We start from the raw sequence: 25,965 nt of genomic DNA, 5'->3' as shown, positions 1-25,965 counted from the left end.
TCACCGCCCGGCGCGCCACGGGGTGCGCCGGGTACAGGAGAACATCATGGGCAAGTTCAAGTTTCCCTCCGCTTACACCATTCTCTTTTTTCTGATTGCCGTTGTAGCGGCACTGAGCTGGGTCGTGCCTGCCGGTCAGTATCAGATGGCAATGAATGAAACCCTCGGTAAAGAAGTGCCGATTGCCGGAACGTACGCGCACGTGGCGGCGCATCCGCAGGGGCTGGTTTCCGTACTGATGGCCCCCATTGCCGGGCTGTACGATCCCGTTTCCGGCCAGGCCGGGGCGATCGACGTCGCGCTGTTTATCCTGATCATCGGGGGATTTCTCGGGATCGTCACCAAAACCGGGGCGATCGACGCCGGGATCGAGCGCGTAACCACCCGCCTTCGCGGACGTGAAGAGTGGATGATCCCGATCCTGATGGCGCTGTTCGCGGCTGGCGGCACCATTTACGGCATGGCCGAAGAGTCCCTGCCCTTCTATACCCTGCTGGTCCCGGTAATGCTGGCCGCCCGTTTCGATCCGGTTGTCGCCGCATCCACCGTGCTGCTCGGGGCGGGGATCGGCACGCTCGGCTCCACCATCAACCCGTTTGCCACGGTGATCGCCGCTAACGCCGCCGGGATCCCGTTTACCAACGGTATCGCCCTGCGCGTGGCGCTGCTGGTGATCGGCTGGATCATTTGCGTGGCATGGGTGATGCGCTATGCCCGTAAAGTGCGGCTGGATCCGTCATGCTCCATCGTTGCAGACAAGCAGGAAGAGAACCTCGCCCACTTCCTCGGCAATAAAGGCGAGCAGTCGCTGGAATTTACCCCGGTGCGCAAAATCATTCTGCTGATCTTCGCCCTCGCCTTCGCGGTGATGATCTACGGCGTAGCGGTGCTGGGCTGGTGGATGGCGGAGATCTCGGCGGTATTTTTGGCCAGCGCCATTATCGTCGGGCTGATTGCCCGCATGAGCGAAGAGGAGCTGACCTCGACGTTTATCAACGGCGCGCGAGATTTGCTGGGCGTCGCGCTGATTATCGGCATTGCGCGCGGTATCGTAGTCATTATGGATAAGGGCATGATTACCCACACCATTTTGCACAGCGCGGAAGGGCTGGTCAGCGGGTTGTCCACGGTGGCGTTTATCAACGTGATGTACTGGCTTGAGGTCGTGCTGTCGTTTCTTGTGCCTTCTTCGTCCGGCCTGGCCGTTCTGACGATGCCGATCATGGCACCCCTTGCTGATTTCGCTAACGTCAACCGCGACCTGGTGGTTACGGCTTACCAGTCGGCCTCCGGCATCGTTAACCTGGTCACGCCGACCTCAGCGGTTGTGATGGGCGGTCTGGCGATTGCCCGTGTGCCTTACGTGCGTTACCTGAAATGGGTTGCGCCGCTGCTGGCGATCCTGACGGTGGTGATTATGGTGGCGTTAAGCCTGGGTGCCTTGTTGTAATTTGCCGGCTGGCACTGCGCCTGTCCGGCCTACGGACCGGTGCGGTGCCACCGGTTATGTCGGGAACTGATATGGGAAATATGATGGATTACGAAGACTGCTCTCCCAGAGAACAACTGCAGCTAACGGTGTGCCAGCAGCTGATCGCCGAAAAGAGTTATCTCTCCCAGGAAGAAATCCGCCGCGATTTGCAGGAGAGAGGGTTTGACAGCATCAGCCAGTCGACCGTTTCGCGTCTGCTGAAATTGCTCGGTGTCATAAAAATTCGAAATGCCAAAGGGCTAAAGATTTATTCGTTGAATCCTCAGTTGCGCCCTGCCCCCGATGCCGCGCGTACCGTTTCCGAAATGGTGGTGAGCGTGGAGCATAATAGCGAATTTATCCTTGTTCATACCGTGGCCGGATATGGCCGTGCGGTGGCGCGAATTCTGGATTATCACCAGTTACCGGAAATTTTAGGTGTGGTTGCCGGAAGCAGTATCGTCTGGGTCGCTCCCCGGGTGGTGAAGCGTACTGCGCTGGTGCATAAACAAATTAATTATTTACTCAGAACGAATTAATATTCATAAAGAACCGTTTGCATTGAGTAAAGTGTGCATTAAACCCCTTGATCCGAAAATCGAGCTGCGTATAATGCCCGACAATTTGCCGGGAGGAAGCATGGTCAAGCGTGTACGACATAACGTCTTACCGCGTCTGAAATCAGACGCTGGCCTGCCGTTTTTCTTCCCGTTGCACAATCTATTCCCAGAGCCCCTCATTTGAGGGGCTTTTTTTTGCCCGGCGTCAGGAGATAAACATGAATCCGCTTTATCAAAAACACATCATTTCCATAAACGACCTCAGCCGCGAAGAGCTGGAACTGGTTCTGGAAACCGCGGCAAAACTGAAGGCAAATCCGCAACCGGAACTGCTGAAGCACAAGGTGATTGCGAGCTGCTTCTTCGAAGCGTCGACCCGCACCCGCCTCTCCTTCGAAACCTCCATGCACCGCCTCGGCGCGAGCGTGGTGGGGTTTTCAGACAGCAGCAACACCTCGCTGGGTAAAAAAGGCGAAACGCTGGCGGATACCATTTCAGTTATCAGTACTTACGTTGACGCGATTGTGATGCGCCACCCGCAGGAAGGCGCGGCGCGTCTGGCGACCGAATTTTCTGGCGGTATTCCGGTGCTGAACGCCGGAGACGGGGCCAACCAGCATCCGACACAGACCCTGCTGGATCTGTTCACCATTCAGGAAACGCAGGGCCGTCTGGAAAACCTGAACATCGCCATGGTGGGTGACCTGAAATATGGCCGCACCGTTCACTCGCTGACCCAGGCGCTGGCGAAATTTAATGGCAACCACTTCTTCTTCATCGCGCCGGACGCGCTGGCGATGCCGCAGTACATCCTCGACATGCTGGACGAAAAAGGGATCCCGTGGAGTCTGCATGCCAGCATCGAAGAGGTGATGGGCAACGTCGATATTCTGTATATGACCCGCGTACAAAAAGAGCGTCTGGATCCGTCTGAATACGCCAACGTGAAGGCACAGTTTGTGCTGCGCGCCAGCGACCTCGACGGCGCACGCGAGAATATGAAGGTGCTGCACCCGCTGCCGCGTATCGATGAGATCACCACCGACGTGGATAAAACGCCGCACGCCTGGTACTTCCAGCAGGCCGGAAACGGCATCTTCGCCCGCCAGGCGTTACTGGCACTGGTTCTGAATCGCGAATTGGCTCTGTAAGGGGAAACGACAATGACACACGATAACAAACTCCAGGTTGAAGCCATCAAACGTGGCACCGTGATTGACCACATCCCTGCCCAGATCGGCTTTAAGCTGCTGACGCTGTTCAAGCTGACCGAAACCGACCAGCGCATCACCATCGGCCTGAACCTGCCGTCGGGTGAAATGGGCCGCAAAGACCTGATCAAGATTGAAAACACCTTCCTGACCGACGAGCAGGTTAACCAGCTTTCTCTGTACGCGCCGGATGCCACCGTGAACCGCATCGATGAGTACGAAGTGGTCGGTAAATCCCGTCCCAATCTGCCGGATCGCATTGAAAATGTGCTGGTCTGCCCGAACAGCAACTGCATCAGTCATGCTGAGCCGGTTTCGTCCAGTTTTGCAGTGAAAAAACGTGCCGATGACATCGCACTCAAATGCAAATACTGCGAAAAAGAGTTTTCTCATTATGTGGTGCTGGCCAACTAATTGAGGTTGGTAAAGGATCCCGGCCTCCCTATAATGGCCGGGAACATTTAATCAGCTGTTATTCTGGAGAAATCATGACCAAAGTACTCGCGACGGAAAATGCACCAGCGGCTATCGGCCCATACGTTCAGGGCGTTGATCTGGGTAGCATGATTATTACCTCTGGCCAGATCCCGGTGAACCCAAAAACGGGTGAAGTGCCAGAAGACGTGGCGGCGCAGGCGCGCCAGTCGCTGGAAAACGTACAGGCTATCGTGGAGTCTGCGGGTCTGAAAGTGGGCGACATCGTGAAAACCACCGTGTTCGTGAAAGATCTGAACGATTTCGCGACCGTTAACGCCACGTACGAAGCGTTCTTCACTGAGCACAACGCCACTTTCCCTGCACGCTCCTGTGTGGAAGTTGCGCGTCTGCCTAAAGACGTGAAAATTGAAATCGAAGCGATCGCCGTACGTCGCTAAGTTTCAGCCAGGGGCAGCCGAGGCTGCCTTTGCGCCCGGCAGGCAACGCGCTACCGGGCGTTTTGCTACTGATTCCGCGTCGCCCGTAGCAGCGTCTCCAGCGGATACACCGCCGCAATCACCACTTCATCCTGTATTTTCGCCGCGTTATCCAGCTCGCCCTGAATAGAGGCAATCTCGTTGTCATCCAGCGTCCCCTGACGCGCCACCAGATCCGTCAGCCGCAGGCCAATCGAGGCCAGCTTATCCACCTCCTGAATGACCGGTTTAATCGCCTTCAGTGCGTAGCTGTTTTCACTCAATGCCAGCGCATCGCTGGTGTTGCTTTGCCAGCGGTTGAAGACGTGGCGCAGCGCGTCGGCGCTTTCCGTGTCTTCCGCGTCGCTGACCAGGCGGTCAGCCCATTTGTTCATCTGGCGCACCGTGGCACTTTCGGCGTTGAGCGCATCAGCAAACCGGTTGAGCGGTTCGAACTGATGGTAATTTCCGGCCTGGAACTTAAGGTGCTGACGGGTGTAATACTGCGCCGGCTCGATTGCCTGCGCGAGGATTTGCAGCGGAAGGGTATCGGCGTTATTCGCCAGACGCGTGAACTGCACCTGCTGCTGAGTATGCTGCTGCAGCCCGACCGAGACCGTCGACCAGCTGTCCATCGCCTGCAGGCGGGTGTACATATTGTCGACATCGTTAACGTCCTGCGCGGACCATAACCGCTCCGCCACCGCAAAGGTGCGCGGCCACAGGCGGATATCCAGCACCGGTGCGACCACGTTTTCCGCCCACAGCGCGGCTTCCCCGCCGAGCAGGTTCACCTGATGAGCGGCGTCCGGTACCACCGGCGGGATGCCTTTGGGGATATCGTCCAGCCGTTTGCCGTCAATGGGATAGCGGGCATTGCCCACCAGGAAATAGCCGCTCAGCTTATCGTTGTCCACCGACACCACCGGGCGCGTTTCACCCATCCAGGTATCGACGGTAAACGTCACCTGATTGTCGTCGCGCCACGCAATATCCTGTACCGCACGACGGGATTTCCCGGCGAAATCAATAAATCCACGCCAGCCGGAATCCCCTTTCACCAGGGTGAAGCTCCCCTCCACCGGCTTGCCTTTCAGACGCGGCATGGTGAATGACCAGCTCTGGGCGCTGTCGGTGTCGCCAATCACATCCTCGCCGTTTAACCCCTGCGGCACAATTTCATTGCGGTAGTGATAGGCGGTGGACTGGGGCTGATCGAGGTAAAAGCCGGTCGAGAGAATGCCTTTATAGCCCTTCTGCGCCACCTGCCCCAGCGCGTCCTGGCCCTGCCAGGACTGGATCAAGATGCTTTTTGGCAGATCAGGATGAGCAATTTCATCCCAGCCCACCATCTGCCGGTGGTGTTTTTCGAGGATATTTTCCAGCTTGCGATTGAAATAGGCCTGCAGGGCGTGGCTGTCTGCCAGTGTGTTGTCGCGCATAAACTGCTGAATGGCGGCGTTCGCTTTCCACTGGCTGTCATCCACTTCATCGCCGCCGATATGCAGATACGGATCGGGGAAGATCGCCGCCAGTTCACTGACCATCGCCTCCGCAAACTGATAGGTCGCCGCTTTTGTCGGATCCAGGACCGGTTTCAGCACGCCCCAGTGGCGTTCCATCACATACGGTCCCGGGGCGCTCATCAGTTCCGGGTAGGCCACGGCAATCGCCGAGGCGTGGCCCGGCATGTCGATCTCCGGCACCACGCGGATGCCGCGCTCGGTAGCATAGCGCACAACGTCGCGCATCTGTTCCGGCGTGTAAAACAGCCCGTCGCTGGCGAGCTGCGTGAGCTTTGGATAGCGTGTCGAGCTGAAGCGCCAGCCCTGATCGTCGGTCAAATGCCAGTGCAGCACGTTGAGTTTTGCCGCCGCCATACCGTCAATCTGCCGCTTGATATCCGGCAGCGGGATAAAGTGTCGTGCCGAGTCAAGCAGCAGCCCACGCCACGGGAAACGGGGGGAATCCTCAATAGTAACCCACGGCAGAGAGGTGTTTTCCGCCCCGTTTTGTATCAGCTGGAGCAGGGTTTCCATGGCGCGCAGCGCGCCAAAACGGGTGTTGGCGGTGATATCCACGCCACTGGCATCGACCGTGAGCGTATAGCGCTCATCGCTGTCCGGCAGCGGCTGCGGCTTCACTTTTTTGGTAATGGCAATGCGGATAGTGGGCTTGTCCGGTTTAACGGCCTGCGGCTGTAGCGTCCAGCCGGTTTGCAGGGCGATGCGCTGGCGCAGACGGTTGACCGCGTCGCCGAGGTCGTCTCCGGTAACGCTGACGGAAAGGGTGTTGCTGAGTACCAGTGCGCCCTGCGTCGCGGGACGTTCAACCTTCGCAGGCCAGGGCATCAGGGGAAGGTCGCCTGCCGGAGCGGCAAACGCTGACGCGCCGAGCATCAGCCCGGCGGTTAAGAGACTGTACCGTAACATGAATGTTCCTTATCTGACGGGCCAAATAAAGGCAAAACATTCAGTTAACATGCGCTCATTTTGTCGTCAAGCGAATGCGCTGACGGAGATCACAGGTTGTTGAATTTGGGAGGAAACGTACCCCTCTCCCGTGCCGGGAGAGGGGAGAAATCACTGCCACCCATACCGACGGCTATAGAAGCCTTTGACCATCTGCGTCAGCACCATATAGCCCGCGAGGATCGCTACCAGCCACGGGAAGTAGCTCAGCGGCAGCGCCTGCAGCTGGAGGTAGCTGGCCAGCGGCGAGAACGGCAGTGCAATGCCGAGCGCCATTACGATGCCGGTCATGACAATCAGCGGCCACGCGGCCCGGCTCTGAATAAACGGGATGCGACGCGTACGGATCATATGCACAATCAGCGTTTGCGACAGCAGCCCTACCACGAACCAGCCGGACTGGAACAGCGTCTGGTGTTCCGGCGTGTTGGCATGGAACACAAACCACATCAGGCAGAAGGTCAGAATGTCGAAGATGGAGCTGATCGGGCCAAAGAACAGCATAAAGCGCCCCAGATCGGACGGGTTCCAGCGCTGCGGCTTCTGAATCTGCTCGTCGTCCACGTTATCAAACGGGATGGCAACCTGAGAGACATCGTACATCAGGTTCTGGATCAGCAGGTGCAGCGGCAGCATCGGCAGGAACGGCAGAAACGCACTCGCCACCAGCACGCTGAAAACGTTACCGAAGTTGGAACTGGCGGTCATCTTGATGTACTTCAGCATGTTGGCGAAGGTACGACGTCCCTCGATAACGCCCTCCTCCAGCACCATCAAGCTCTTTTCCAGCAGAATGATATCCGCCGCTTCACGGGCAATGTCCACCGCACCGTCTACGGAGATACCAATATCCGCCGCACGCAGGGCGGGCGCATCGTTAATGCCGTCGCCCATAAAGCCCACCACATGCCCTTCGCGACGCAGCAGGGTAACAATGCGCTCCTTGTGCATGGGTGTCAGCCGGGCGAACAGCGTGGTGCGCTGCGCAAGCGTAGCCAGCGCATCATCGGAGAGGTGCTCAATATCACTTCCCACAACGACGTCACCCGCATCCAGCCCCACTTCATGACACACTTTGGCGGCCACCAGCTCGCTGTCGCCGGTAAGGATTTTCACGGTGATGCCGCTGGCCTTTAACGCTTTCAGCGCAGGCGCGGTGGTCTCTTTCGGCGGATCGAGGAATGCGATATAACCCTCGAGGATCAGATCGGATTCGTCGATACGCTGATAGTCCCCTTCGCGTGCAGGCAGGAATTTGCTCGCCACCGCCACCACGCGCAGCCCCTGACGGTTCAGGTTATCGGTGACGCGCTTGATACGGCGCAGCATGGTTTCATCCAGCGGCACAATGTCGCCGTTATAGCGCACCTGGGTTGAGACATTGAGGATCTCCTGCAATGCGCCTTTGCAGATCAACTGATGCACGTCCGGATGCTCGCTCACCACCACCGACATGCGGCGGCGCTCGAAGTCAAACGGGATCTCATCCACTTTCTGCCAGCGCCCGGAGAGCGTGCGGGCAGATTCTTCATCCACGCCTTCGAGCACGGCGACGTCGAGCAGGTTTTTCAGCCCGGTCTGGTAGTGGCTGTTCAACCAGGCGCTGTGCAGCACGCGATCGCTGGTTTTACCGGCGATATCGGTGTGGTTCTCCAGCACAATTTTGTCCTGGGTCAGCGTGCCGGTTTTATCGGTGCAGAGAATGTCCATCGCGCCAAAGTTTTGAATGGCATCCAGGTGTTTGACGATCACTTTCTGTTTTGACAGTTTGACCGCCCCGCGCGCCAGCGTGGAGGTAACAATCATCGGCAGCATTTCAGGCGTTAACCCCACGGCGACGGAGAGCGCAAACAGCGCCGCTTCCCACCAGTCGCCCTTGGTATAGCCGTTGATCAGCAGCACAATCGGCGTCATCACCATCATAAAGCGGATCAGCAGCATGCTGACGCGGCCAATCCCCTTCTGGAAGGCATTCGGTTCGCTCTCCTGCTCGCTCACGCGCCCGGCTAACTGTCCAAACCAGGTGTTGCCGCCGGTAGCGATGACCATTGCCTGCGCCGTGCCGCTGACCACCGTAGTGCCCATAAAGCAGAGGGTGTCACACTCGAGCGGGTTCATCTGCTGCGGGTCGCGGGTGCGCGCCACTTTTTCCACCGGCAGAGATTCACCGGTCAGCGAGGCCTGCGCCACGGACAGATCCCGCGCCTGAAGAATACGTAAATCCGCCGGGATCATGTCGCCAGCCGCCAGCTTCACCAGATCGCCCGGCACCAGCTGGTCGATGGGCAGCTCAACCCAGGCGTTCTCCCCGAGATCGTTAATGACGCGCGAGACGGTTGCGGTGTTGCTTACCATCGCTTTCAGGGCGTCTGCCGCGCGGGTAGAGCGGGCCTCCTGAATAAAGTTCAGCAGCGTGGAGATCCCCACCATCAGGGCGATAACCCCGGCGGCAAACAGATCTTCGGTGGCATAGGAGATAATGCCAAGCACGGTCAGCAGCAGGTTGAACGGGTTACGGTAGCAGGTCCACAGATGCATCCACCACGGCGCCGGTTTTTGCGCCGGAATTTGGTTATCGCCATGTACGGCACGGATTTTTTCCACTTCCGCCGCGTTCAGCCCCTCCGGATGCCCGCCAAAGGCACGCCAGACTTCGTTTTCATCCATCGCCGCCACGTTCAGGCAGCGTTGGCTCAGGGAAGCAGGGATCGCTGCAGAGGCCATATTTTTGGCATTTGGCAGCGGGTCGCGCTGAACAAGACGATGTGGCAGGTGGCGGCTCAGCATCGCCTGCAGCTGCCGGGTGATATTTTTAAACATAGTCATTCCCCCGCGCCCGCAAACGCGGACACAGTATTTCCTGCAGGCGTGGCAAGGCCGTACCTGACAGGCACTTAATGTTTTAAGCAGGAACGTGGAGGACGTTGCTGCCTCACATACCGGTGAGACAGCACAAAGGCTGGCTTACCGGAAAGAAAGAACGCTCCCGTTCAGGAGAAGCGTGGGATCGGGATCCATGTCACCTCCGGTAAGTAAAAAAAGTAGGGTGCCGCCGCGCAGTATAAGGATTTAACCGTACCGTTTGCGGCGATTCGGGCGGTATTATATTCCCCCGCAAATAAACCGAACGTAAACCAGACTTTGCCCATAGCGAAAACACGCTATAGCATTAGGCTCTACTGACCACGTTGTCATTGTTACAGGGAATACAGCATGCAGAACCGCCTTACGATAAAAGACATCGCGCGTTTAAGCGGCGTGGGGAAATCCACCGTATCGCGCGTGCTCAACAATGAGAGCGGTGTCAGTGAACGCACCCGCGAGCGCGTCGAGGCGGTAATGAATCAGCACGGTTTTTCCCCTTCCCGCTCTGCGCGCGCCATGCGCGGGCAAAGTGACAAAGTGGTTGCCATTATCGTCTCGCGTCTGGATTCCCTGTCCGAGAACCTCGCCGTTCAGACCATGCTGCCCGCCTTTTATGAGCAGGGCTACGACCCAATCATGATGGAGAGCCAGTTCTCCACGCAGCTGGTTGAAGAGCATCTGGGTATGCTCCAGCGGCGCAACATTGACGGCGTGGTGCTGTTCGGTTTTACCGGCATCAAAGAGGAGATGCTGAAGCCCTGGCAGGCGTCGATGGTGATGCTGGCGCGCGATGCTCACGGTTTTGCCTCCGTCTGTTACGACGATGAGGGGGCGATTATTACCCTGATGCAGCGTCTGTACGATAAAGGCCATCGCCATATCAGCTACCTCGGCGTACCGCATGCAGACGTTACCACCGGCAAGCGGCGTCACGAGGCCTACCTGACCTTCTGTAAACAGCACAACCTTTCCGCCGTCGCGTCTCTGCCGGGTCTGGGAATGAAACAGGGCTACGAGCAGGTCGCCAGCGTGCTGACCCCGCAGACCACGGCGCTGGTGTGCGCCACTGATACCCTGGCGCTGGGCGCGAGTAAATATCTTCAGGAGCAACGCATAGAGGGACTGCAGATCGCGAGCGTAGGCAGTACGCCGCTGATGAAGTTTCTGCACCCGGAGATTATCACCGTCGATCCGGGCTACGCCGAGTCAGGCAGGCAGGCCGCTGCACAGCTGATCGAGCAAATTAACGGACGTGCTGAGCCGCGTCAGATCGTAATTCCCGCCCACCTTTCATAACCCTCGTTTATCAGTTTATTGTGATCTTCGCCCAATTTCGGGAACGTTCCCATTTTCGCCGTCACGCTGAAGGAGTAGGCTTGCGCTCAGGTCATTACCCCCCTCACCATCGGTCATGAGGTTTCATGATGAGTAAAGTCAAACAAGAAGATATCGACCAGTTGATTGTCCTGGTAGGCGGCCGTGAAAACATCGCGACCGTCAGCCATTGCATTACCCGCCTGCGCTTCGTGCTGAACGATCCGGCCAAAGCCGATCCGAAAGCCATTGAAGCGCTTTCCATGGTCAAAGGCTGCTTCACCAACGCCGGTCAGTTCCAGGTCGTCATCGGTACCGAAGTGGGCGATTACTATCAGGCTCTGCTGGCAACAACCGGGCACAGTTCAGCCGACAAAGAGCAAGCCAAGAAAGCTGCACGCCAGAATATGAAATGGCACGAGCAGTTAATTTCCCACTTCGCGGAGATTTTCTTCCCGCTGCTCCCGGCGCTGATCAGCGGCGGTCTGATTCTGGGCTTCCGCAACGTTATCGGTGATGTGCCGATGAGCGACGGCAAAACCCTGGCGCAGATGTACCCGGCGCTGAAAACCGTTTACGACTTCCTGTGGCTGATTGGCGAAGCGATCTTCTTCTATCTGCCGGTCGGGATTTGCTGGTCAGCGGTGCGCAAAATGGGCGGTACGCCGATTCTGGGTATCGTGCTGGGCGTCACGCTGGTCTCTCCGCAGTTAATGAACGCTTACTTACTTGGTCAGCAGGTGCCTGAGGTGTGGAACTTCGGTCTGTTCACCATCGCGAAAGTGGGCTATCAGGCGCAGGTGATCCCAGCCTTGCTGGCCGGTCTGACGCTGGGCTTTATTGAAACGCGCCTGAAACGCATCGTACCGGATTACCTCTATCTGGTGGTGGTGCCGGTCTGCTCCCTTATTCTGGCCGTCTTCCTCGCCCATGCGTTTATCGGTCCGTTTGGCCGCATGATTGGCGACGGCGTTGCCTTCGCGGTACGTCACCTGATGACCGGCAGTTTCGCGCCGATTGGTGCCATGCTGTTTGGCTTCCTGTACGCCCCGCTGGTGATCACCGGCGTGCACCAGACCACGCTGGCGATTGATATGCAGATGATTCAGAGCCTGGGCGGTACGCCGGTCTGGCCTATCATCGCGCTGTCTAACATTGCGCAGGCCTCGGCGGTCACAGGCATTATCCTGGTCAGCCGCAAGCATAACGAGCGTGAGATTTCTGTTCCGGCCGCCATCTCCGCCTACCTCGGCGTTACCGAACCGGCGATGTACGGTATCAACCTGAAATACCGCTTCCCGATGCTGTGCGCGATGATCGGCTCCGGTCTGGCAGGCCTGGTATGCGGTCTGTACGGTGTGATGGCGAACGGGATCGGTGTCGGCGGTCTGCCTGGTATTCTCTCCATCCAGCCCGCTTTCTGGCAGGTGTTTTCCCTGGCGATGGTCATCGCGATTGTCGTTCCAATGGCTCTCACCACCGTGGTTTACCAGCGTAAGTACCGTCAGGGCGCGCTGCAGATTGTTTAACTTCATCTTTCGGGGCGCAGTTGCGCCCCTTCGCATTTGCAGGAACGCATTATGAATACCCTTCCTCACTGGTGGCAGAACGGCGTTATCTACCAGATCTATCCAAAGAGTTTTCAGGACACGACGGGCAGCGGTACCGGCGATTTACGCGGCGTCACGCAGCGGCTGGACTACCTGCAAACCCTCGGCATCGACGCCATCTGGCTGACGCCGTTTTATATTTCCCCGCAGGTAGATAACGGATACGACGTGGCGAATTACACCGCCATCGACCCGGCCTACGGCACGCTGGATGATTTTGACGAGCTGGTCGCGCAGGCCCATCAACGCGGCATTCGTATCGTGCTGGATATGGTGTTCAATCACACCTCAACGCAGCACGCCTGGTTCCGGGAATCGCTGAATAAAGAGAGCCCGTATCGCCAGTTCTACATCTGGCGCGACGGTACGCCGGAACAACTGCCCAATAACTGGCGCTCCAAATTTGGCGGCAACGCCTGGCGCTGGCACGCCGAGAGCGAGCAGTACTATCTGCACCTGTTCGCCCCCGAGCAGGCGGACCTCAACTGGGAAAACCCGCAGGTGCGCGCTGAGCTGAAAAAGGTATGCGAGTTCTGGGCCGACCGTGGCGTGGACGGTTTACGCCTCGATGTGATTAACCTGATTTCCAAAGACCAGGATTTCCCGGATGACGCCGTGGGCGATGGCCGTCGCTTCTATACCGACGGACCGCGCATTCATGAGTATCTTCAGGAGATGAGCCGCGACGTCTTTACCCCGCGAAACCTGATGACGGTAGGCGAGATGTCGTCGACCTCGCTGGAAAACTGTCAGCAATACGCCTCTCTCGACGGGCGCGAGCTGTCGATGACCTTCAACTTCCACCACCTGAAAGTGGATTACCCCGGCGGCGAAAAGTGGACCCTGGCCAGGCCGGACTTCGTGGCGCTGAAAACCCTCTTCCGCCACTGGCAGCAGGGCATGCACAACAAAGCCTGGAACGCGCTGTTCTGGTGTAACCACGATCAGCCGCGCATTGTGTCGCGCTTTGGCGATGAAGGGGAGTACCGTCCCCACGCCGCGAAAATGCTCGGCATGGTGCTGCACGGAATGCAGGGCACCCCGTATATTTACCAGGGCGAAGAGCTGGGTATGACCAACCCGCACTTCAGCCGTATAACCGATTACCGCGACGTTGAAAGCCTTAATATGTTCGCTGAACTGCGGGCCAACGGTCGCGCCCCTGAAGAATTGCTGGCTATTCTGGCGAGTAAATCCCGCGATAATGGCCGCACGCCAATGCAGTGGGATGCCACACACAGTGCGGGCTTTACCGAGGGTGAGCCGTGGATTGGCGTTTGCGACAATTACGAGACGGTCAATGCCCGTGCGGCGCTGGACGATACTGATTCGGTGTTTTACACCTACCAGACGCTGATTCGCCTGCGCAAAACCCTGCCGGTGCTGACGTGGGGAGATTATGAAGACCTGCTGCCTGACCACCCTTCCCTGTGGTGCTATCGCCGGCGGTCACAGGGCCAGACGCTGATGGTGGTGGCAAACCTGAGCCGTGAGCGCCAGCAATGGGTTCCCGCGTCAGTACAGGGAGCCTGGCGGGTCGCACTGAGCAACTATGCGGATGCTCCCCCTCAGCCCGACAACCTGCTATTGCGCCCGTTTGAAGCCATCTGGTGGATACAGGAATAACCCTCAAGAGATACAGCCTGCTGTATCTCTTTTTTTATGTTTAGCGATACGCTAAATGTACGACGATAACTTTTACTTCACGGTGTGCCAAAATAAGAATAGCCCTGCCATTTAAATAACCTCGGCAGGACATTATGAAAAAGACAATTATTAAAGCAACATGTATTAGCGCATTATTATTAAGTACCCAGGGATGGTGCGGAAATACCTCCGTCGATCTTCGTTTTGGTCATAATACGCGCTCAGACGTAAATGATTCACGTATTAAAGTGATGCATCAGGCTGATAACGGTTTTTACTTCTCCGTCGAAGCGGCGCAAAACCATAACGATACGTTCTTTGGTGATACCGACCGATATAATCCGGACGAAAAAGGGTTAACGGAGGCAGCACAGGAAATCGAAACGCGCTGGCGTTTTGATCTGGGAAATGGGTTCGCCATCGCGCCAGGGATGGTGACCGTCTTTACCGCCAGCAATACGCATTACCGCCCCTTCATCCAGGGCTGGAAAACGTTCGATAACGGCCTGAACCTGTCTGCCCGCTACCGCTATAACACCGTTAACGATGCGCACAGCGACAAACGCCTGGACGGCAGCGGCTACACCCGCCGCGAGTCACACCAGTTCGACCTGTGGTTCGCGTACAACATCGGGAAATTCGGCATGTCCTATAACCCGCGCTTCCGCTGGCAGGATAATGTCGATCAGGGAACCGGGGATGATACCTACTGGGAGCACACCGTAGCGTTCAACTACAAGCTCGACGACGGCTGGACGCCTTACGTCGAACTGGTGTCGCTGGATAAAACCTACCTTACTCAGGATGGCAATCATGAAAATGATTACGCCATTCGTCTGGGTATCGTGAAACAGCTCTGACGGCCTACCTACTCCGTATCGTGCTGCAGAAGCCTGCAGCCGATACGATCGACGGCGCTTAACAGGTCCAGCTGTCCCTCTCGCTGGTATAACGAGACGGCATTTATATCAATCGACAACGGCCAGCACAGCGTAGAAAGCCCGGCCAGCGTCGAACCCTGACGGGTAATCGCAATAATCTTTAGCCCTTTACGCAGCGCGTTACGCGCCATTTCAATCAGCGACTGCGTCTCCCCGGATTTACTGATCAACACCAGCGTGCCCTTCGATACCCGGGTCAACTGGTGCATATCATTCAGAATCAGGTGCGGCAGGCTCGCCAGTGACAAAAAACGCGACAGGTAGTTGAGGCTGGTGAGAGACGCCCCGCGTGCATATAAATAGATATGGCTGGAATGGGTCAGTAACCGGGAGACGTCCACCACGATATCGTCTGCCTGCGGCCCCATCGCAGGCTCGGCAGGGACAGACGTAAAATGGTCGCGTAAAAACCGATAGCGAAGCTCGGTATAACTCTTATAGCCCATTTTCTTACAGACACGATTCACCGAGGTGGTTGTCGTAAAAGTATCACGCGCAATCTCTTTTGCCGATATATCAGAAATATTGCGTGCGTGGTGCTGAATGTATTCAAATATCAACCGTTCACTTCCCTGAAATGAATTCATTTATTACGTCCTGTTAAAACCTAACAGGATATTAGCAGAATAGCGAAATAGTCTCTGGAAGGCGCTTCACATATTGCCACATAGCGTATGACGATACGTAATTAGTATTAGCAAACCTTAAACACTGTTTTAAGTTCTCTTTATACTTTCGCTATTTTCACACCCAGGGAATTATTACAATGATGAATCAAAAAATTATCGCTGTAACGGCTTGTCCTACAGGGATCGCGCACACGTTTATGGCGGCAAGTAAAATTATTGCATGGGCAAAAGAGCATAATATTGAGGTCAAGGTCGAAACGCAGGGCAGCGACGGCGTAAAAAACAGATTAACGAAACAGGATATTGCCTCCGCCACGGCCATTATTCTTGCAACCGACGTTCCCATTCAGGATGCAGAACGTTTTGAACACGTTCCTCACCTTCAGACCCGCACGCAAGAGCTGATTAAAAATACCGACCGCTACCTGCGTCAGGCGCTGGCCATGCAGAAAAACGTCACCACTGTGGCGGACGAAGACGCCATTCAGCGTTCGGCTTACCAGATTTTTATCGGCCATATCATGGCGGCCATCAGCTATATGTTACCGGTCGTGGTAATGGGCGGCCTGATGATGGCGACGGCCAAAATTACCGGGCAGTTTATAAACATTGAGCATTCGCCGTTCAGCGTGCTGGATAAAATGGGCTTTATGACCATCAAGTTCATGTACCCGGTCTTTGCGATGTATCTGGCCTTTTCCATTGCCGGTAAACCGGCGCTGATCCCCGGACTGATCGGCGGCATCATGTCAGATGAGGTCTACAAACGCTTCTTTGATATTGAAGGCTTTATGCCCTCCGGCTTTTTCGGCGCAATTGGCATTGGCTTTTTTGTCGGCTATCTGGTGCGCTGGCTGAATGATGCCATTCACGTCCGACAGCAGCTTACCACCCTAAAAACCATGCTGGTCGTTCCGCTGATCACCGGTATTACGCTGGTGATGGTAATGGAATATCTGATCAACCCGATTTTTGGTTCGCTTAACCAGCTGATGGTGGTCTTTTTTACCTCGGCGGGTGATACCGGACGCGGCTTCTATTCGGCCATGATCGCCGCGGGTACCGCGTTCGATCTCGGCGGCCCGGTCAACAAGGCGGCAGGATCGGTCGCGCTCGGCCTGAACGGCATGAGCGAGACATTTGATTTAACCGCCCGCGAGCTCTCCATCGTGATTCCTTCTATTGGGGTAGGCCTCGCCGCGTTCCTCAATGGGCGTTTTGGCCTGCCGGATGTGTTCAGCCGTGAAGAGAAAACCGTTGGCAGCACTTCGTTATTGCTGGGCTTTATCGGTATTTCAGAAGGCGCTATCCCGTTCATCCTGAAAAACCCACGCCTGATCCCCGTGTTCATGACAGGAGCCGTCGCGGGTGCGCTGGTGGCGATTGCCCTCGGCGTGAAGCAGACGTTGCCCCTGCCGGCTATCTGGGGCTGGCCGCTGGCGACCAATGTGGTCGGGTACCTGGCAAGCGTCTTTATTGGCGCACTGATTTGCGCCCTGGGCGTGCTTTATCTAAGCCCAAAGAACGCCAGATAAGGAGAGCGCAATGAGCCAGATCCACGTCATAGCCCATACCCACTGGGATCAGGAGTGGTATTTCACCCGCCAGGACAGCATGGTGCTGGCGTCATACAACTTTGCGGAGGTCATCGAGACGCTGGAGCAGGACCCGGCCTGGCAGTGCTATCACCTTGACGGGCAGATGGCGGTGGTGGATGACTTTCTCGCCATCAATCCCGATTACCGGCCCCGGCTGGAAAAACTGGTCAGGGAGAAAAGCGTGTTTGTCGGGCCGTGGTTCACCCAGACGGATACCTACAACGTTCACGGCGAATCGATTATCCGCAATCTCAAGTACGGCATTTTCGCCGCTCGGGCGCTGGGGCATGCCATGCAGGTCGGTTATCTGCCGGATACCTTTGGGCATAACGCGCAGATGCCCACGATTTTGCAGGGCTGCAATATCGATAACATCGTTTTCTGGCGCGGTATCGACCACGACACTCAGGCCAAAAACAGCCAGTTTCTCTGGCGCGCGCCGTCAGGTGCAACCATCATCGCCTGTGCAATGGCGCTGGGGTATGGTGCGGCCAAGAACATGCGCGCGGAGGCCAGCCATCTGCACGGCAAGATCTACCCGATGGTGGATCTGCTGCGTTCACGGTCGCAGATTGACGACCTGCTCCTGCCCTGCGGCGGCGATCAGGTCAGCATCGACCCGGCGCTGCCGCATATCCTGCAGGTTGCCAGCGCGCACTCTCCCACGCAGGACCGTTACGTCCTCAGCTCGCTGGAGCAGTACGTCGCTCTGCTGCGCACAAAACGGGAACAACTGGCATTATGGGAAGGTGAGCTGAAATCGCCGCGCTACACCCGCATTCACAAAACGATCGGGTCTGTGCGTTACGATATCAAAAAGAAAAATGCCGACATCGAGCAGTTCATCCTGCGACAGCTGGAGCCCACCATCGCCATGGCGCGTCATCAGGGCATTCCGGTCACGCTCCCGATCGTGGACACCCTCTGGAAGAAGCTTCTGCGAAGCCATGCCCACGACTCCATGGGCGGCTGCAACAGCGATGCCACTAACCGCGATATTCTTCATCGGCTCGAGCAGACAGAGCAGCTTTGTCACAGCCTGTGGAATCTGGTGGTGAAGTCACTGGCCGCCGCATGCTGTCAGGAGGGTGACCTGCTCATTTTCAACCCGCTGGCCACCCCGACCCGCTGCGTGATCCACACCACCCTGTACAGTCGGGCCGACAATATCACCCTGACGTATCAGGGCCAGCCGCTGCCCTTCGACGTTCTGGAACGCGAGACGTTACCTGGAGGAACGGCCATCTCCCTCACCTGTGAGGGTGAACGCGAAACGCACCTTCCGCCTTATTTCCGCTGGCATGTTGTTCTGCAGACGCCTCTCCTGCCGCCGGTGGGCTATATCACCGTCAACCTAAAAGACACGCCGGCTCCATTTGCCAGGACCTGCGCCGCGAAAGGAGAGGCGATAGAGAATACGGTTTATCGACTGACGCTGGAGGCCGGTACGCTGGTGCTTGAAGACAAGCGCAACGCCAGGCGCATCACGTCGTTATTCAGTCTTGAAGACTGCGCGGATGCCGGAGACAGCTATGATTTCTCGCCGCTCCCGGGCGATGAACCGACGCGCTGCGCGCATTTCACGCTGATCGACTGCAGCAAAACCCCTCTTTGCCAAACGATGGTACTTGAGGCAGTCATGTCGCTGCCGCCGGATCTCGCTGGACGCCGGGAAAATACCCGCACCCCGTTATCAATGCGCATAGTGTGCGAATTACGTCACGACGATCCGAACCTGCATGTTGATAGCTCGCTGGTAAACAGCCACTGCGATCACCGGCTGCGTTTACTGATCAACAGCGATATTTGCACCCGTCACTCCCTCGCCTCGCAGCCGTTCTCGATAATCGAGCGTAAAACGGGGTACGACGATACTCACTGGCAGGAGCGCTATCGCGAGAAGCCCGTGGATATTGAAACCAGCGAGGGCATTATCGCTATCGCGCAAGCGGGCAAAGCGCTGGTCGTGAATAGCCGCGGCATGAAAGAGTTTCAGGTTATTGGACGCGATCCGGCAGTCATTGCCCTGACCTTATTCAAATCAACCGGCGTACTGGGGCGCAGCGATCTTGACTGGCGACCTGGCCGGGCGTCTGGCATTAACAATACGGTGGTCGATACGCCCGATGCGCAGCTGCTCAAACCGCTGCACTTTTCCTTCACCGTGGCGCTGGCCGATAACGCAGACCATCTGACGCTGCGCCAGCTGGAGAATCAGGCGACGGGTCACCCCTTCACCTATCAACGACAAACGCTGCATACCCTCGATAACCGGCTTGAGCGTTTTTCGCTGCGCCTGCCCGAACGCACGCTGCCGGCAGAATTTTCGTTATTCGCCTTACCGGAACCGCTCGTTCTTTCTGCCCTGCCCCATGCGCAACGATCGCCTGGCACGATCGCCCGCGTGTTCAACGCCGGGACGCAGCCTGTCCCTGTTCCGGCTGGCCTGGCAGAGCGTCCCCAGCTCAATTATCTGGAAGAACACGTGCCATCGGTGACGACGATCCCCCCTTCTGCGACCTGTGATTTTTTGATTGAGGCTTAACATGAACTTGCTTGAACTCACGCACCCCGAACTGGTGTTTATTAACCCACCCTGCCGCACGCCTGAAGCGCTGATCCGCTGGCTCTCCGAACCGCTTGTCGGGCGAAACGTCATCACCGATAAAGACGCCTTTATCCAGAGCGTCTTACACCGCGAAAGTGAAGGTCCCACCGCGCTGGGCGAAGCGCTGGCCGTTCCGCACGGTAAATCAGACGCGGTGCAGAAGGCGGCGTTTTGCCTGGCGCTTTTTGATGAGCCGGTTATCTGGCCGGGGCTGGAAGGCGATGAAGCGGTCAGGATGGTTTTTCTGCTCGCCATCCCACACGCCGAGGCCGGCAGTACGCATATGCAGCTGCTGACGACGCTGACCAGTTCGCTGGTGGAAGAGCGCGTGCGTAACGCGCTTCTGGCGGCGCGCACCGGCGAAGAAGCGCTGTCCGCGTTGCGCAGAGAAACGCCACAAAACGCGGACGCCGAACCCGGGCGCTCACTTGTTATCCCGCTGATACTCGGGAGTATTGCGGCGGCAGCCTTTCTCCAGGCCGGACTGAACTGGGCATGCGGGGTGAGTTAACCGACTGGCGCTCGGCACATGCTGCTGAGCGCTTGTTTTTGTTGTATAATTAATCAGAATTTTCCCTCTCGTCTTTACAAACGCTGGAGTGCCCGTCGTTTGTACTCTCGTCTTTTTACTTTGTTCTGAATCAAATAAATCGCAAACATGTTTGATGCAAATCACTATATGTAGCACTTAAAATGCACGCCGACCCAACATATTGTATTTATCGTCTACTATTCCAACAACAAGACGGCGACTCAGCTCTCCGGAATTGTGGATAACACGCGTTGGGAACGTGGGAAGTCTCTGGCCTGGCTGACAATACGCCCGGTGAACACTTCTCCACCTCTGTGGATAACCTGTTTTTAAAAATGGAGTGATCATGACACCGCATGTGATGAAACGTGATGGCTGTAAAGTGCCGTTTAAATCAGAGCGCATCCAGGAAGCCATTCTGCGTGCAGCTAAAGCAGCGGGTGTCGATGACGCAGATTACTGCGCCACCGTCGCAGAAGTCGTTAGCAGCCAGATGAACGAACGCAGCCAGGTCGATATCAATGAGATCCAGACCGCGGTTGAAAACCAACTGATGGCGGGCCCCTACAAGCAGTTAGCCCGCGCCTATATCGAATACCGCCACGATCGGGACGTACAGCGCGAGAAACGCGGTCGTCTTAATCAGGAGATTCGTGGCCTGGTTGAGCAGACCAACTCCGCCCTGCTGAATGAAAATGCCAACAAAGACAGCAAAGTGATCCCCACCCAGCGCGACCTGCTGGCCGGTATTGTTGCCAAACACTATGCCCGTCAGCACCTGCTGCCGCGCGACGTGGTCTCGGCGCATGAGCGCGGTGAGATCCACTACCACGATCTCGATTACTCGCCCTTCTTCCCGATGTTCAACTGCATGCTCATCGACCTGAAAGGCATGCTGACCCACGGTTTTAAAATGGGTAATGCCGAGATTGAGCCGCCAAAATCCATCTCCACGGCCACTGCGGTCACGGCGCAGATTATCGCTCAGGTCGCCAGCCATATTTACGGCGGCACCACCATTAACCGCATTGATGAAGTACTGGCACCGTTCGTCACGGCAAGCTTCAATAAACACCGTCAAACCGCTGAAGAGTGGCAAATCCCGGACGCCGATGGCTACGCGCACTCCCGTACCGAAAAAGAGTGCTACGACGCGTTCCAGTCGCTGGAATACGAGGTGAACACCCTGCATACCGCCAACGGTCAGACGCCGTTTGTGACCTTCGGTTTTGGTCTGGGTACCAGCTGGGAATCACGCCTGATTCAGCAATCTATCCTGCGCAACCGTATCTCCGGGCTTGGTAAAAACCGTAAGACAGCGGTGTTCCCGAAACTGGTGTTTGCTATCCGCGACGGCCTGAACCACAAGTTTGGCGATCCTAACTACGACATCAAACAGCTGGCGCTGGAGTGTGCGAGCAAGCGCATGTACCCGGACATCCTGAACTACGACCAGGTAGTCAAAGTGACCGGCTCGTTTAAAACGCCGATGGGCTGCCGCAGCTTCCTCGGCGTGTATGAAGACGAAAACGGCGAACAGGTTCACGACGGCCGTAACAACCTCGGCGTGATCAGCCTCAACCTGCCGCGTATCGCCCTCGAAGCCAAAGGCGACGAAGCGGCCTTCTGGGCGCTACTGGACGAACGTCTGCAGCTCGCACGAAAGGCCCTCATGACCCGTATCGCGCGTCTGGAAGGGGTGAAAGCCCGCGTTGCGCCCATCCTGTATATGGAAGGGGCCTGCGGCGTGCGCCTGAAGGCGGACGATGACGTGTCGGAGATCTTCAAAAATGGTCGCGCGTCGATTTCTCTGGGCTACATCGGTATTCACGAAACGATCAACGCGCTGTTCGGCAATCAGCACATGTATGACAGCGACGCCCTGCGTGAAAAAGGTGTTGCCATTGTTCAGCGCCTGCGCGATGCGGTTGACCAGTGGAAAGACGAAACCGGCTACGGCTTCAGCCTGTACAGCACCCCGAGTGAAAACCTGTGTGACCGTTTCTGCCGCCTGGATACCGCTGAATTTGGCATTGTCGAAGGGGTAACCGACAAAGGGTACTACACCAACAGCTTCCACCTCGACGTGGAGAAGAAGGTGAACCCTTACGACAAGATCGACTTTGAAGCCGCGTATCCGCCCGTCGCGAACGGTGGCTTCATCTGCTACGGCGAGTATCCGAACATTCAGCACAACCTGAAGGCGCTGGAAGATGTCTGGGATTACAGCTATCAGCACGTGCCGTATTACGGGACCAACACCCCGATTGACGAGTGCTACGAGTGTGGCTTTACCGGTGAGTTTGAGTGCACCAGCAAAGGCTTCACCTGCCCGAAATGCGGTAACCACGATGCGGCTCGCGTCTCGGTGACCCGCCGCGTGTGTGGCTATCTCGGGAGTCCCGATGCGCGTCCGTTTAACGCCGGTAAGCAGGAAGAGGTTAAGCGACGCGTGAAGCATTTGGGGAATGGGCAGATCGGTTAAGGCGTCGGGGGTTTCCCCTCACCCTACCCCTCTCCCTCCGGGAGAGGGAACCGAACGCGCACCTACGTTTTCCCCCTCTCCCTGAGGGAGAGAGATGGGGTGAGGGCACCCGCGCACACACACTCTGGACATCTTCTTATGCGATATCATCAATACTATCCCGTCGACATCGTCAACGGCCCCGGCACCCGCTGCACTCTGTTTGTCTCAGGCTGCGTCCATGAATGCCCCGGCTGTTACAACAAAAGCACCTGGCGCCTGAATTCAGGCCTACCGTTCACCGCGGAAATGGAAGAGCGGATCATCCACGATCTCAACGACACGCGCATTCATCGCCAGGGGATTTCACTCTCCGGTGGCGACCCGCTTCACCCGCAAAACGTGCCGGACATTCTGAAGCTGATAAAACGCATTCGCCGCGAATGTGCAGGCAAGGATATCTGGGTCTGGACGGGTTATAAGCTCGAAGAACTGAATGCTGAACAGAGGGAAGTGGTGGATTTGATTAACGTGCTGGTTGACGGCAAGTTTGTGCAGGATTTAAAAGACCCTGCGCTGATCTGGCGCGGCAGCAGCAACCAGGTTGTGCATCATTTGCGGTGATCGCTAAAGCCGTTTGTTTACGTCATGATAAACGGCTGAATTCTCTCTCTTACCGATAGCAATAACACATACCGTCACAACGTTGTCCTGAACCTGATAGACCAAACGATAACCCTGGGATCTGAGTTTTATCTTGTCGCAATCAGGCAGGCCATGCAGGCGAGCCGATTCAACCCTGGGGTTCACCAACACGTTCGCAAGCTTCTTCTTAAACTGATTTTTTACGGTATCACCCAGCCTGGTCCACTCCTTGAATGCCCTCGGATCAAATACGAGTTCATAAGACATCCAGCCTAACCTTAATTCCTTTTTGCGGATTAGCCAGCCGCTCCCGGACTGTCTGTATGAGTTCATCTTCACTGTCGCTAACAGTGACCGTTTTCACCGGCATACGCCCCGTCTCCGCAACGTACTGAAACAGTAACCGAACGGCTTCCGTTGGCGTGATATTGAGTTTTTCAAGCACGGCATAAGCCTCGTTTTTGAGTTTGTCATCCAGACGGACGTTCAGCGTGGCCATTATGCCTCCAGTGAAATCGAATATGTAATGCATCTTAGCATTACATTTGCATTACATCGAATTCTGGATAACGTCTCTCAAAACCGGCTCACACTCTCCATCGCCACCGCTTTAAACCCGGCGAAATCATTGCAACTGCACAGCCGTGACATGGCGCGCTCACGCAGGAAAGTCACGAAAATATCGTAAATCGCCATCGCCTCTTCGTACTCGCGCTTGCTAATGGCGAGCAGGAAAATCACGTGGGCAGTTTCATCCCCCCAAGCAATACCCTGCGGTGCCAGCACGGTGTAAACCACCGTTTTTTGTGCCAGTAGCCCGAGGGAGTGCGGTAGCGCAATGCCGTCGCCCAGCATGGTGCTGACGATGGCCTCTCGCTCCACGACCGAATCCAGAAACTCCGCGCCAACAAACCCCTCTTCTTCGAGCTGCTCGCACAGCTCCCGGAACAGCGTTTGCTGGTCAATCGGCCTGTCGATAATGCGGAAATGGGCGGCATCGAAGTATTTATCCAGCATCCACGGGCGGGTTCGGTCCACCAGCACCAGCTTACCTATCTGCTCAAGCTGGTAGTCCGTCGGGAACGGGGCGATCATCACCACCGGTTTAGACTTTTCGCTCACGCGGGCGGTCGAGATAACAAAGTCTTCGCCGATCGGTTCCGCCAGCTCATACTCGCGCAGCGTGAGCGTGCGGGTCACCTCAATCTGCGGATATTTGCGCTGCAACACCGCTTCAATCATCCGGACCATCGCATTCCCGGCATCGCAAACTAACAGCACGCGCGGCTGACGCTGGTAGCCGATGTTGTAGTGGCGCTCCAGCCCGACACCGATATGCAGTACCAGGAAACCGATCTCGTTTTCGCTGATCACATACGGCGTGTATTTCCCCCAGCTCGACACTGCCGCGAGGGTCATATCCCATGCCATCGGGTAGTGCTGCTTGATGTTATCCAGAAGCGGATTCGGGATCATGATTTGATAGCGCACGCGGGTGATCATGGTTTTGATGTGGGTGAGCAGATCCGCATGCAGTTGCTCGTCGCTGAGCAGGTTGTAGTTATAGTGGGTATTGATGTAGCGCAGGATGTAATTGACCAGCGCTTCGTCGTCATCGGCATTGATGGCACTGGGGGCAATCTCCTGGATCTGGCGTGCCGCGATGTGAACGCAGAGCCAGCTCTCTTCTGAAGGCGAAAGCGCTTTATCCGCCAGCTGTTGAATGGTCACAGCGATGTCTTTCGCCGCCTCACGGACATTCTCGGCCACATCTTCTGCGTGAAATTCCGGCAGCGGATAGCCCTCGCTGATGCGACGCACCGACACCGCACAGTACAGGCGCAGGAACAGCTCGCCCTCGTCAGTCAGACGAATGTGATGCCGCGTCAGCGCATCGTGCAGCACGGGAACCATCTGCTCCGCCACCCCCGCATTGAGCGCAACGTCGGTCACCAGCGGGTTCAGGCTATCCTGCTGCGCCAGCTCCCAGAGCAGATCGGTGAGACAGGCGCGGGTCGCCATCTCGCTGCCAAACAGCTTCATGCCGTGGCGCGGTCGGGTTTCCAGCGTCAGGTTGTAGCGGTGGAACCACTCGCGCACTTCCACCATGTCACTTTGCAGCGTCGCACGGCTGACAAACCACTCATCCGCCAGATCCTCCAGCTTGAGCGAAAACGCGGAGGTAAGAAAACGGACCACCAGATAGTGCACGCGCTCCGGCCCGGTGCGGGGAATGCGCAGCGCGCGCGGGTGGGAGGACTGAAGCTGCTGATAGCGTTCTGCATCGTCAATTTTGAGCTGATAGCCATTGCCGCGGCTGAGAATAAACTGCGCGCCGTGGCTCGCCAGCAGCGCGTTCAGGGCAGTGATATCAGCGCGGACGGTTCGCGTGGAGACCGACAGCCGCTGCGCCAGTTCGTCCTGCGGCAGCGTCTCGTTTTGCAACAGATCGAAAAGTTGCGCTAAACGTTGGTTCGGAAATCGCACGGGGTTGTCCTCTTACGGC

General features: G+C 56.7%; 21 protein-coding genes and 1 pseudogene. 15 read left to right on the top strand and 7 right to left on the bottom strand.

Translation table 11 applies throughout. From position 1 onward, the window contains the following. Positions 1–46: 46 nt before the first annotated feature. Both AB6731_RS12885 and AB6731_RS12880 read left to right on the top strand, forming a co-directional pair. Complete coding sequence (locus AB6731_RS12885; protein ID WP_020885390.1) at positions 47–1,450, top strand: YfcC family protein; 1,404 nt, start codon at positions 47–49, stop codon at positions 1,448–1,450. Positions 1,451–1,530: 80 nt separating this feature from the next. Then, positions 1,531–2,010, top strand: coding sequence for an arginine repressor (locus tag AB6731_RS12880; RefSeq protein ID WP_025205741.1), 480 nt, complete (start codon positions 1,531–1,533; stop codon positions 2,008–2,010). A 3-nt stretch (positions 2,011–2,013) separates the two neighbouring features. On the opposite strand, the pseudogene AB6731_RS12875 reads toward AB6731_RS12880, so the two are convergent. Beyond that, positions 2,014–2,131: pseudogene (locus AB6731_RS12875) on the bottom strand (hypothetical protein). Between AB6731_RS12875 and AB6731_RS12870 the strand changes: the two are divergent. From AB6731_RS12870 to ridA, 4 genes are all read left to right on the top strand, one after another. Beyond that, positions 2,111–2,215 carry a pyrBI operon leader peptide gene (locus tag AB6731_RS12870; RefSeq protein WP_168769597.1) on the top strand — a complete coding sequence of 35 codons (105 nt, stop codon included), beginning with the start codon at positions 2,111–2,113 and terminating at the stop codon, positions 2,213–2,215. The pseudogene AB6731_RS12875 and the gene AB6731_RS12870 overlap by 21 nt on opposite strands. A gap of 34 nt (positions 2,216–2,249) precedes the next feature. Beyond that, positions 2,250–3,182, top strand: a complete 933-nt coding sequence (gene pyrB, locus AB6731_RS12865) for an aspartate carbamoyltransferase (protein ID WP_014168402.1) — start codon at positions 2,250–2,252, stop codon at positions 3,180–3,182. A 12-nt stretch (positions 3,183–3,194) separates the two neighbouring features. Next, positions 3,195–3,656: an aspartate carbamoyltransferase regulatory subunit gene (pyrI, locus tag AB6731_RS12860; protein WP_025205744.1), complete on the top strand. Its 462-nt coding sequence runs from the start codon at positions 3,195–3,197 to the stop codon at positions 3,654–3,656. Between the two features lie 74 nt (positions 3,657–3,730). After that, positions 3,731–4,117: a 2-iminobutanoate/2-iminopropanoate deaminase gene (ridA, locus tag AB6731_RS12855; protein ID WP_014168399.1), complete on the top strand. Its 387-nt coding sequence runs from the start codon at positions 3,731–3,733 to the stop codon at positions 4,115–4,117. A gap of 65 nt (positions 4,118–4,182) precedes the next feature. Here ridA and AB6731_RS12850 read toward each other — a convergent pair whose 3' ends face one another. Beyond that, positions 4,183–6,567 (bottom strand): beta-N-acetylhexosaminidase, encoded by a 2,385-nt coding sequence (locus AB6731_RS12850; protein WP_047356907.1) that lies wholly within the window; start codon positions 6,565–6,567, stop codon positions 4,183–4,185. A 150-nt stretch (positions 6,568–6,717) separates the two neighbouring features. Further along, positions 6,718–9,426, bottom strand: coding sequence for a magnesium-translocating P-type ATPase (mgtA, locus tag AB6731_RS12845; protein WP_333193100.1), 2,709 nt, complete (start codon positions 9,424–9,426; stop codon positions 6,718–6,720). Between the two features lie 393 nt (positions 9,427–9,819). Here mgtA and treR point away from each other — a divergent pair, with 393 nt between their 5' ends. From treR to AB6731_RS12825, 4 genes are all read left to right on the top strand, one after another. After that, entirely contained in the window at positions 9,820–10,767 is a 948-nt protein-coding gene (treR, locus tag AB6731_RS12840; protein WP_014168396.1) for a trehalose operon repressor TreR, read from the top strand. A 128-nt stretch (positions 10,768–10,895) separates the two neighbouring features. After that, complete coding sequence (treB, locus tag AB6731_RS12835; RefSeq protein WP_025205752.1) at positions 10,896–12,314, top strand: PTS trehalose transporter subunit IIBC; 1,419 nt, start codon at positions 10,896–10,898, stop codon at positions 12,312–12,314. A gap of 51 nt (positions 12,315–12,365) precedes the next feature. Next, entirely contained in the window at positions 12,366–14,021 is a 1,656-nt protein-coding gene (treC, locus tag AB6731_RS12830; RefSeq protein ID WP_032679523.1) for an alpha,alpha-phosphotrehalase, read from the top strand. A 134-nt stretch (positions 14,022–14,155) separates the two neighbouring features. Then, complete coding sequence (locus tag AB6731_RS12825) at positions 14,156–14,902, top strand: oligogalacturonate-specific porin KdgM family protein (protein WP_032679522.1); 747 nt, start codon at positions 14,156–14,158, stop codon at positions 14,900–14,902. Between the two features lie 8 nt (positions 14,903–14,910). On the opposite strand, the gene AB6731_RS12820 is transcribed toward AB6731_RS12825, so the two are convergent. After that, the gene (locus tag AB6731_RS12820; RefSeq protein WP_047366509.1) at positions 14,911–15,570 is read right to left on the bottom strand and encodes a MurR/RpiR family transcriptional regulator; all 660 of its coding nucleotides are present in this window, start codon (positions 15,568–15,570) and stop codon (positions 14,911–14,913) included. Between the two features lie 179 nt (positions 15,571–15,749). Between AB6731_RS12820 and AB6731_RS12815 the strand changes: the two genes are divergently transcribed. The 5 genes from AB6731_RS12815 to nrdG all read left to right on the top strand — a co-directional run bounded on the left by AB6731_RS12815 (position 15,750) and on the right by nrdG (position 23,438). Continuing rightward, the gene (locus tag AB6731_RS12815) at positions 15,750–17,147 is read left to right on the top strand and encodes a PTS fructose transporter subunit IIC (RefSeq protein WP_071993116.1); all 1,398 of its coding nucleotides are present in this window, start codon (positions 15,750–15,752) and stop codon (positions 17,145–17,147) included. A 10-nt stretch (positions 17,148–17,157) separates the two neighbouring features. After that, on the top strand, positions 17,158–19,755 hold the full coding sequence (locus AB6731_RS12810; protein ID WP_371006433.1) for an alpha-mannosidase: 2,598 nt from the start codon (positions 17,158–17,160) through the stop codon (positions 19,753–19,755). A gap of 1 nt (position 19,756) precedes the next feature. Next, the gene (locus AB6731_RS12805; RefSeq protein WP_337275866.1) at positions 19,757–20,329 is read left to right on the top strand and encodes a PTS sugar transporter subunit IIA; all 573 of its coding nucleotides are present in this window, start codon (positions 19,757–19,759) and stop codon (positions 20,327–20,329) included. Between the two features lie 367 nt (positions 20,330–20,696). Beyond that, positions 20,697–22,835: an anaerobic ribonucleoside-triphosphate reductase gene (gene nrdD, locus AB6731_RS12800; protein ID WP_032679516.1), complete on the top strand. Its 2,139-nt coding sequence runs from the start codon at positions 20,697–20,699 to the stop codon at positions 22,833–22,835. Positions 22,836–22,973: 138 nt separating this feature from the next. Continuing rightward, complete coding sequence (gene nrdG, locus AB6731_RS12795; RefSeq protein WP_059306428.1) at positions 22,974–23,438, top strand: anaerobic ribonucleoside-triphosphate reductase-activating protein; 465 nt, start codon at positions 22,974–22,976, stop codon at positions 23,436–23,438. A gap of 3 nt (positions 23,439–23,441) precedes the next feature. On the opposite strand, the gene AB6731_RS12790 is transcribed toward nrdG, so the two are convergent. The 3 genes from AB6731_RS12790 to AB6731_RS12780 form a co-directional block, all read right to left on the bottom strand. Beyond that, on the bottom strand, positions 23,442–23,726 hold the full coding sequence (locus AB6731_RS12790) for a type II toxin-antitoxin system RelE/ParE family toxin (RefSeq protein WP_328704567.1): 285 nt from the start codon (positions 23,724–23,726) through the stop codon (positions 23,442–23,444). Further along, positions 23,716–23,958, bottom strand: a complete 243-nt coding sequence (locus AB6731_RS12785; protein WP_371006432.1) for a type II toxin-antitoxin system RelB/DinJ family antitoxin — start codon at positions 23,956–23,958, stop codon at positions 23,716–23,718. Before AB6731_RS12785 ends, AB6731_RS12790 begins: the two co-directional genes overlap by 11 nt. A gap of 77 nt (positions 23,959–24,035) precedes the next feature. After that, positions 24,036–25,946, bottom strand: coding sequence for a transcription antiterminator (locus AB6731_RS12780; protein WP_014168384.1), 1,911 nt, complete (start codon positions 25,944–25,946; stop codon positions 24,036–24,038). Positions 25,947–25,965: the final 19 nt, after the last annotated feature.

Source organism: Enterobacter sp. RCC_40 (assembly GCF_041360735.1).
GTDB lineage: Bacteria > Pseudomonadota > Gammaproteobacteria > Enterobacterales > Enterobacteriaceae > Enterobacter > Enterobacter ludwigii.
Note: the sequence above shows the minus strand (reverse complement) of the source record. Positions and strands in the feature narration are given on the sequence as shown.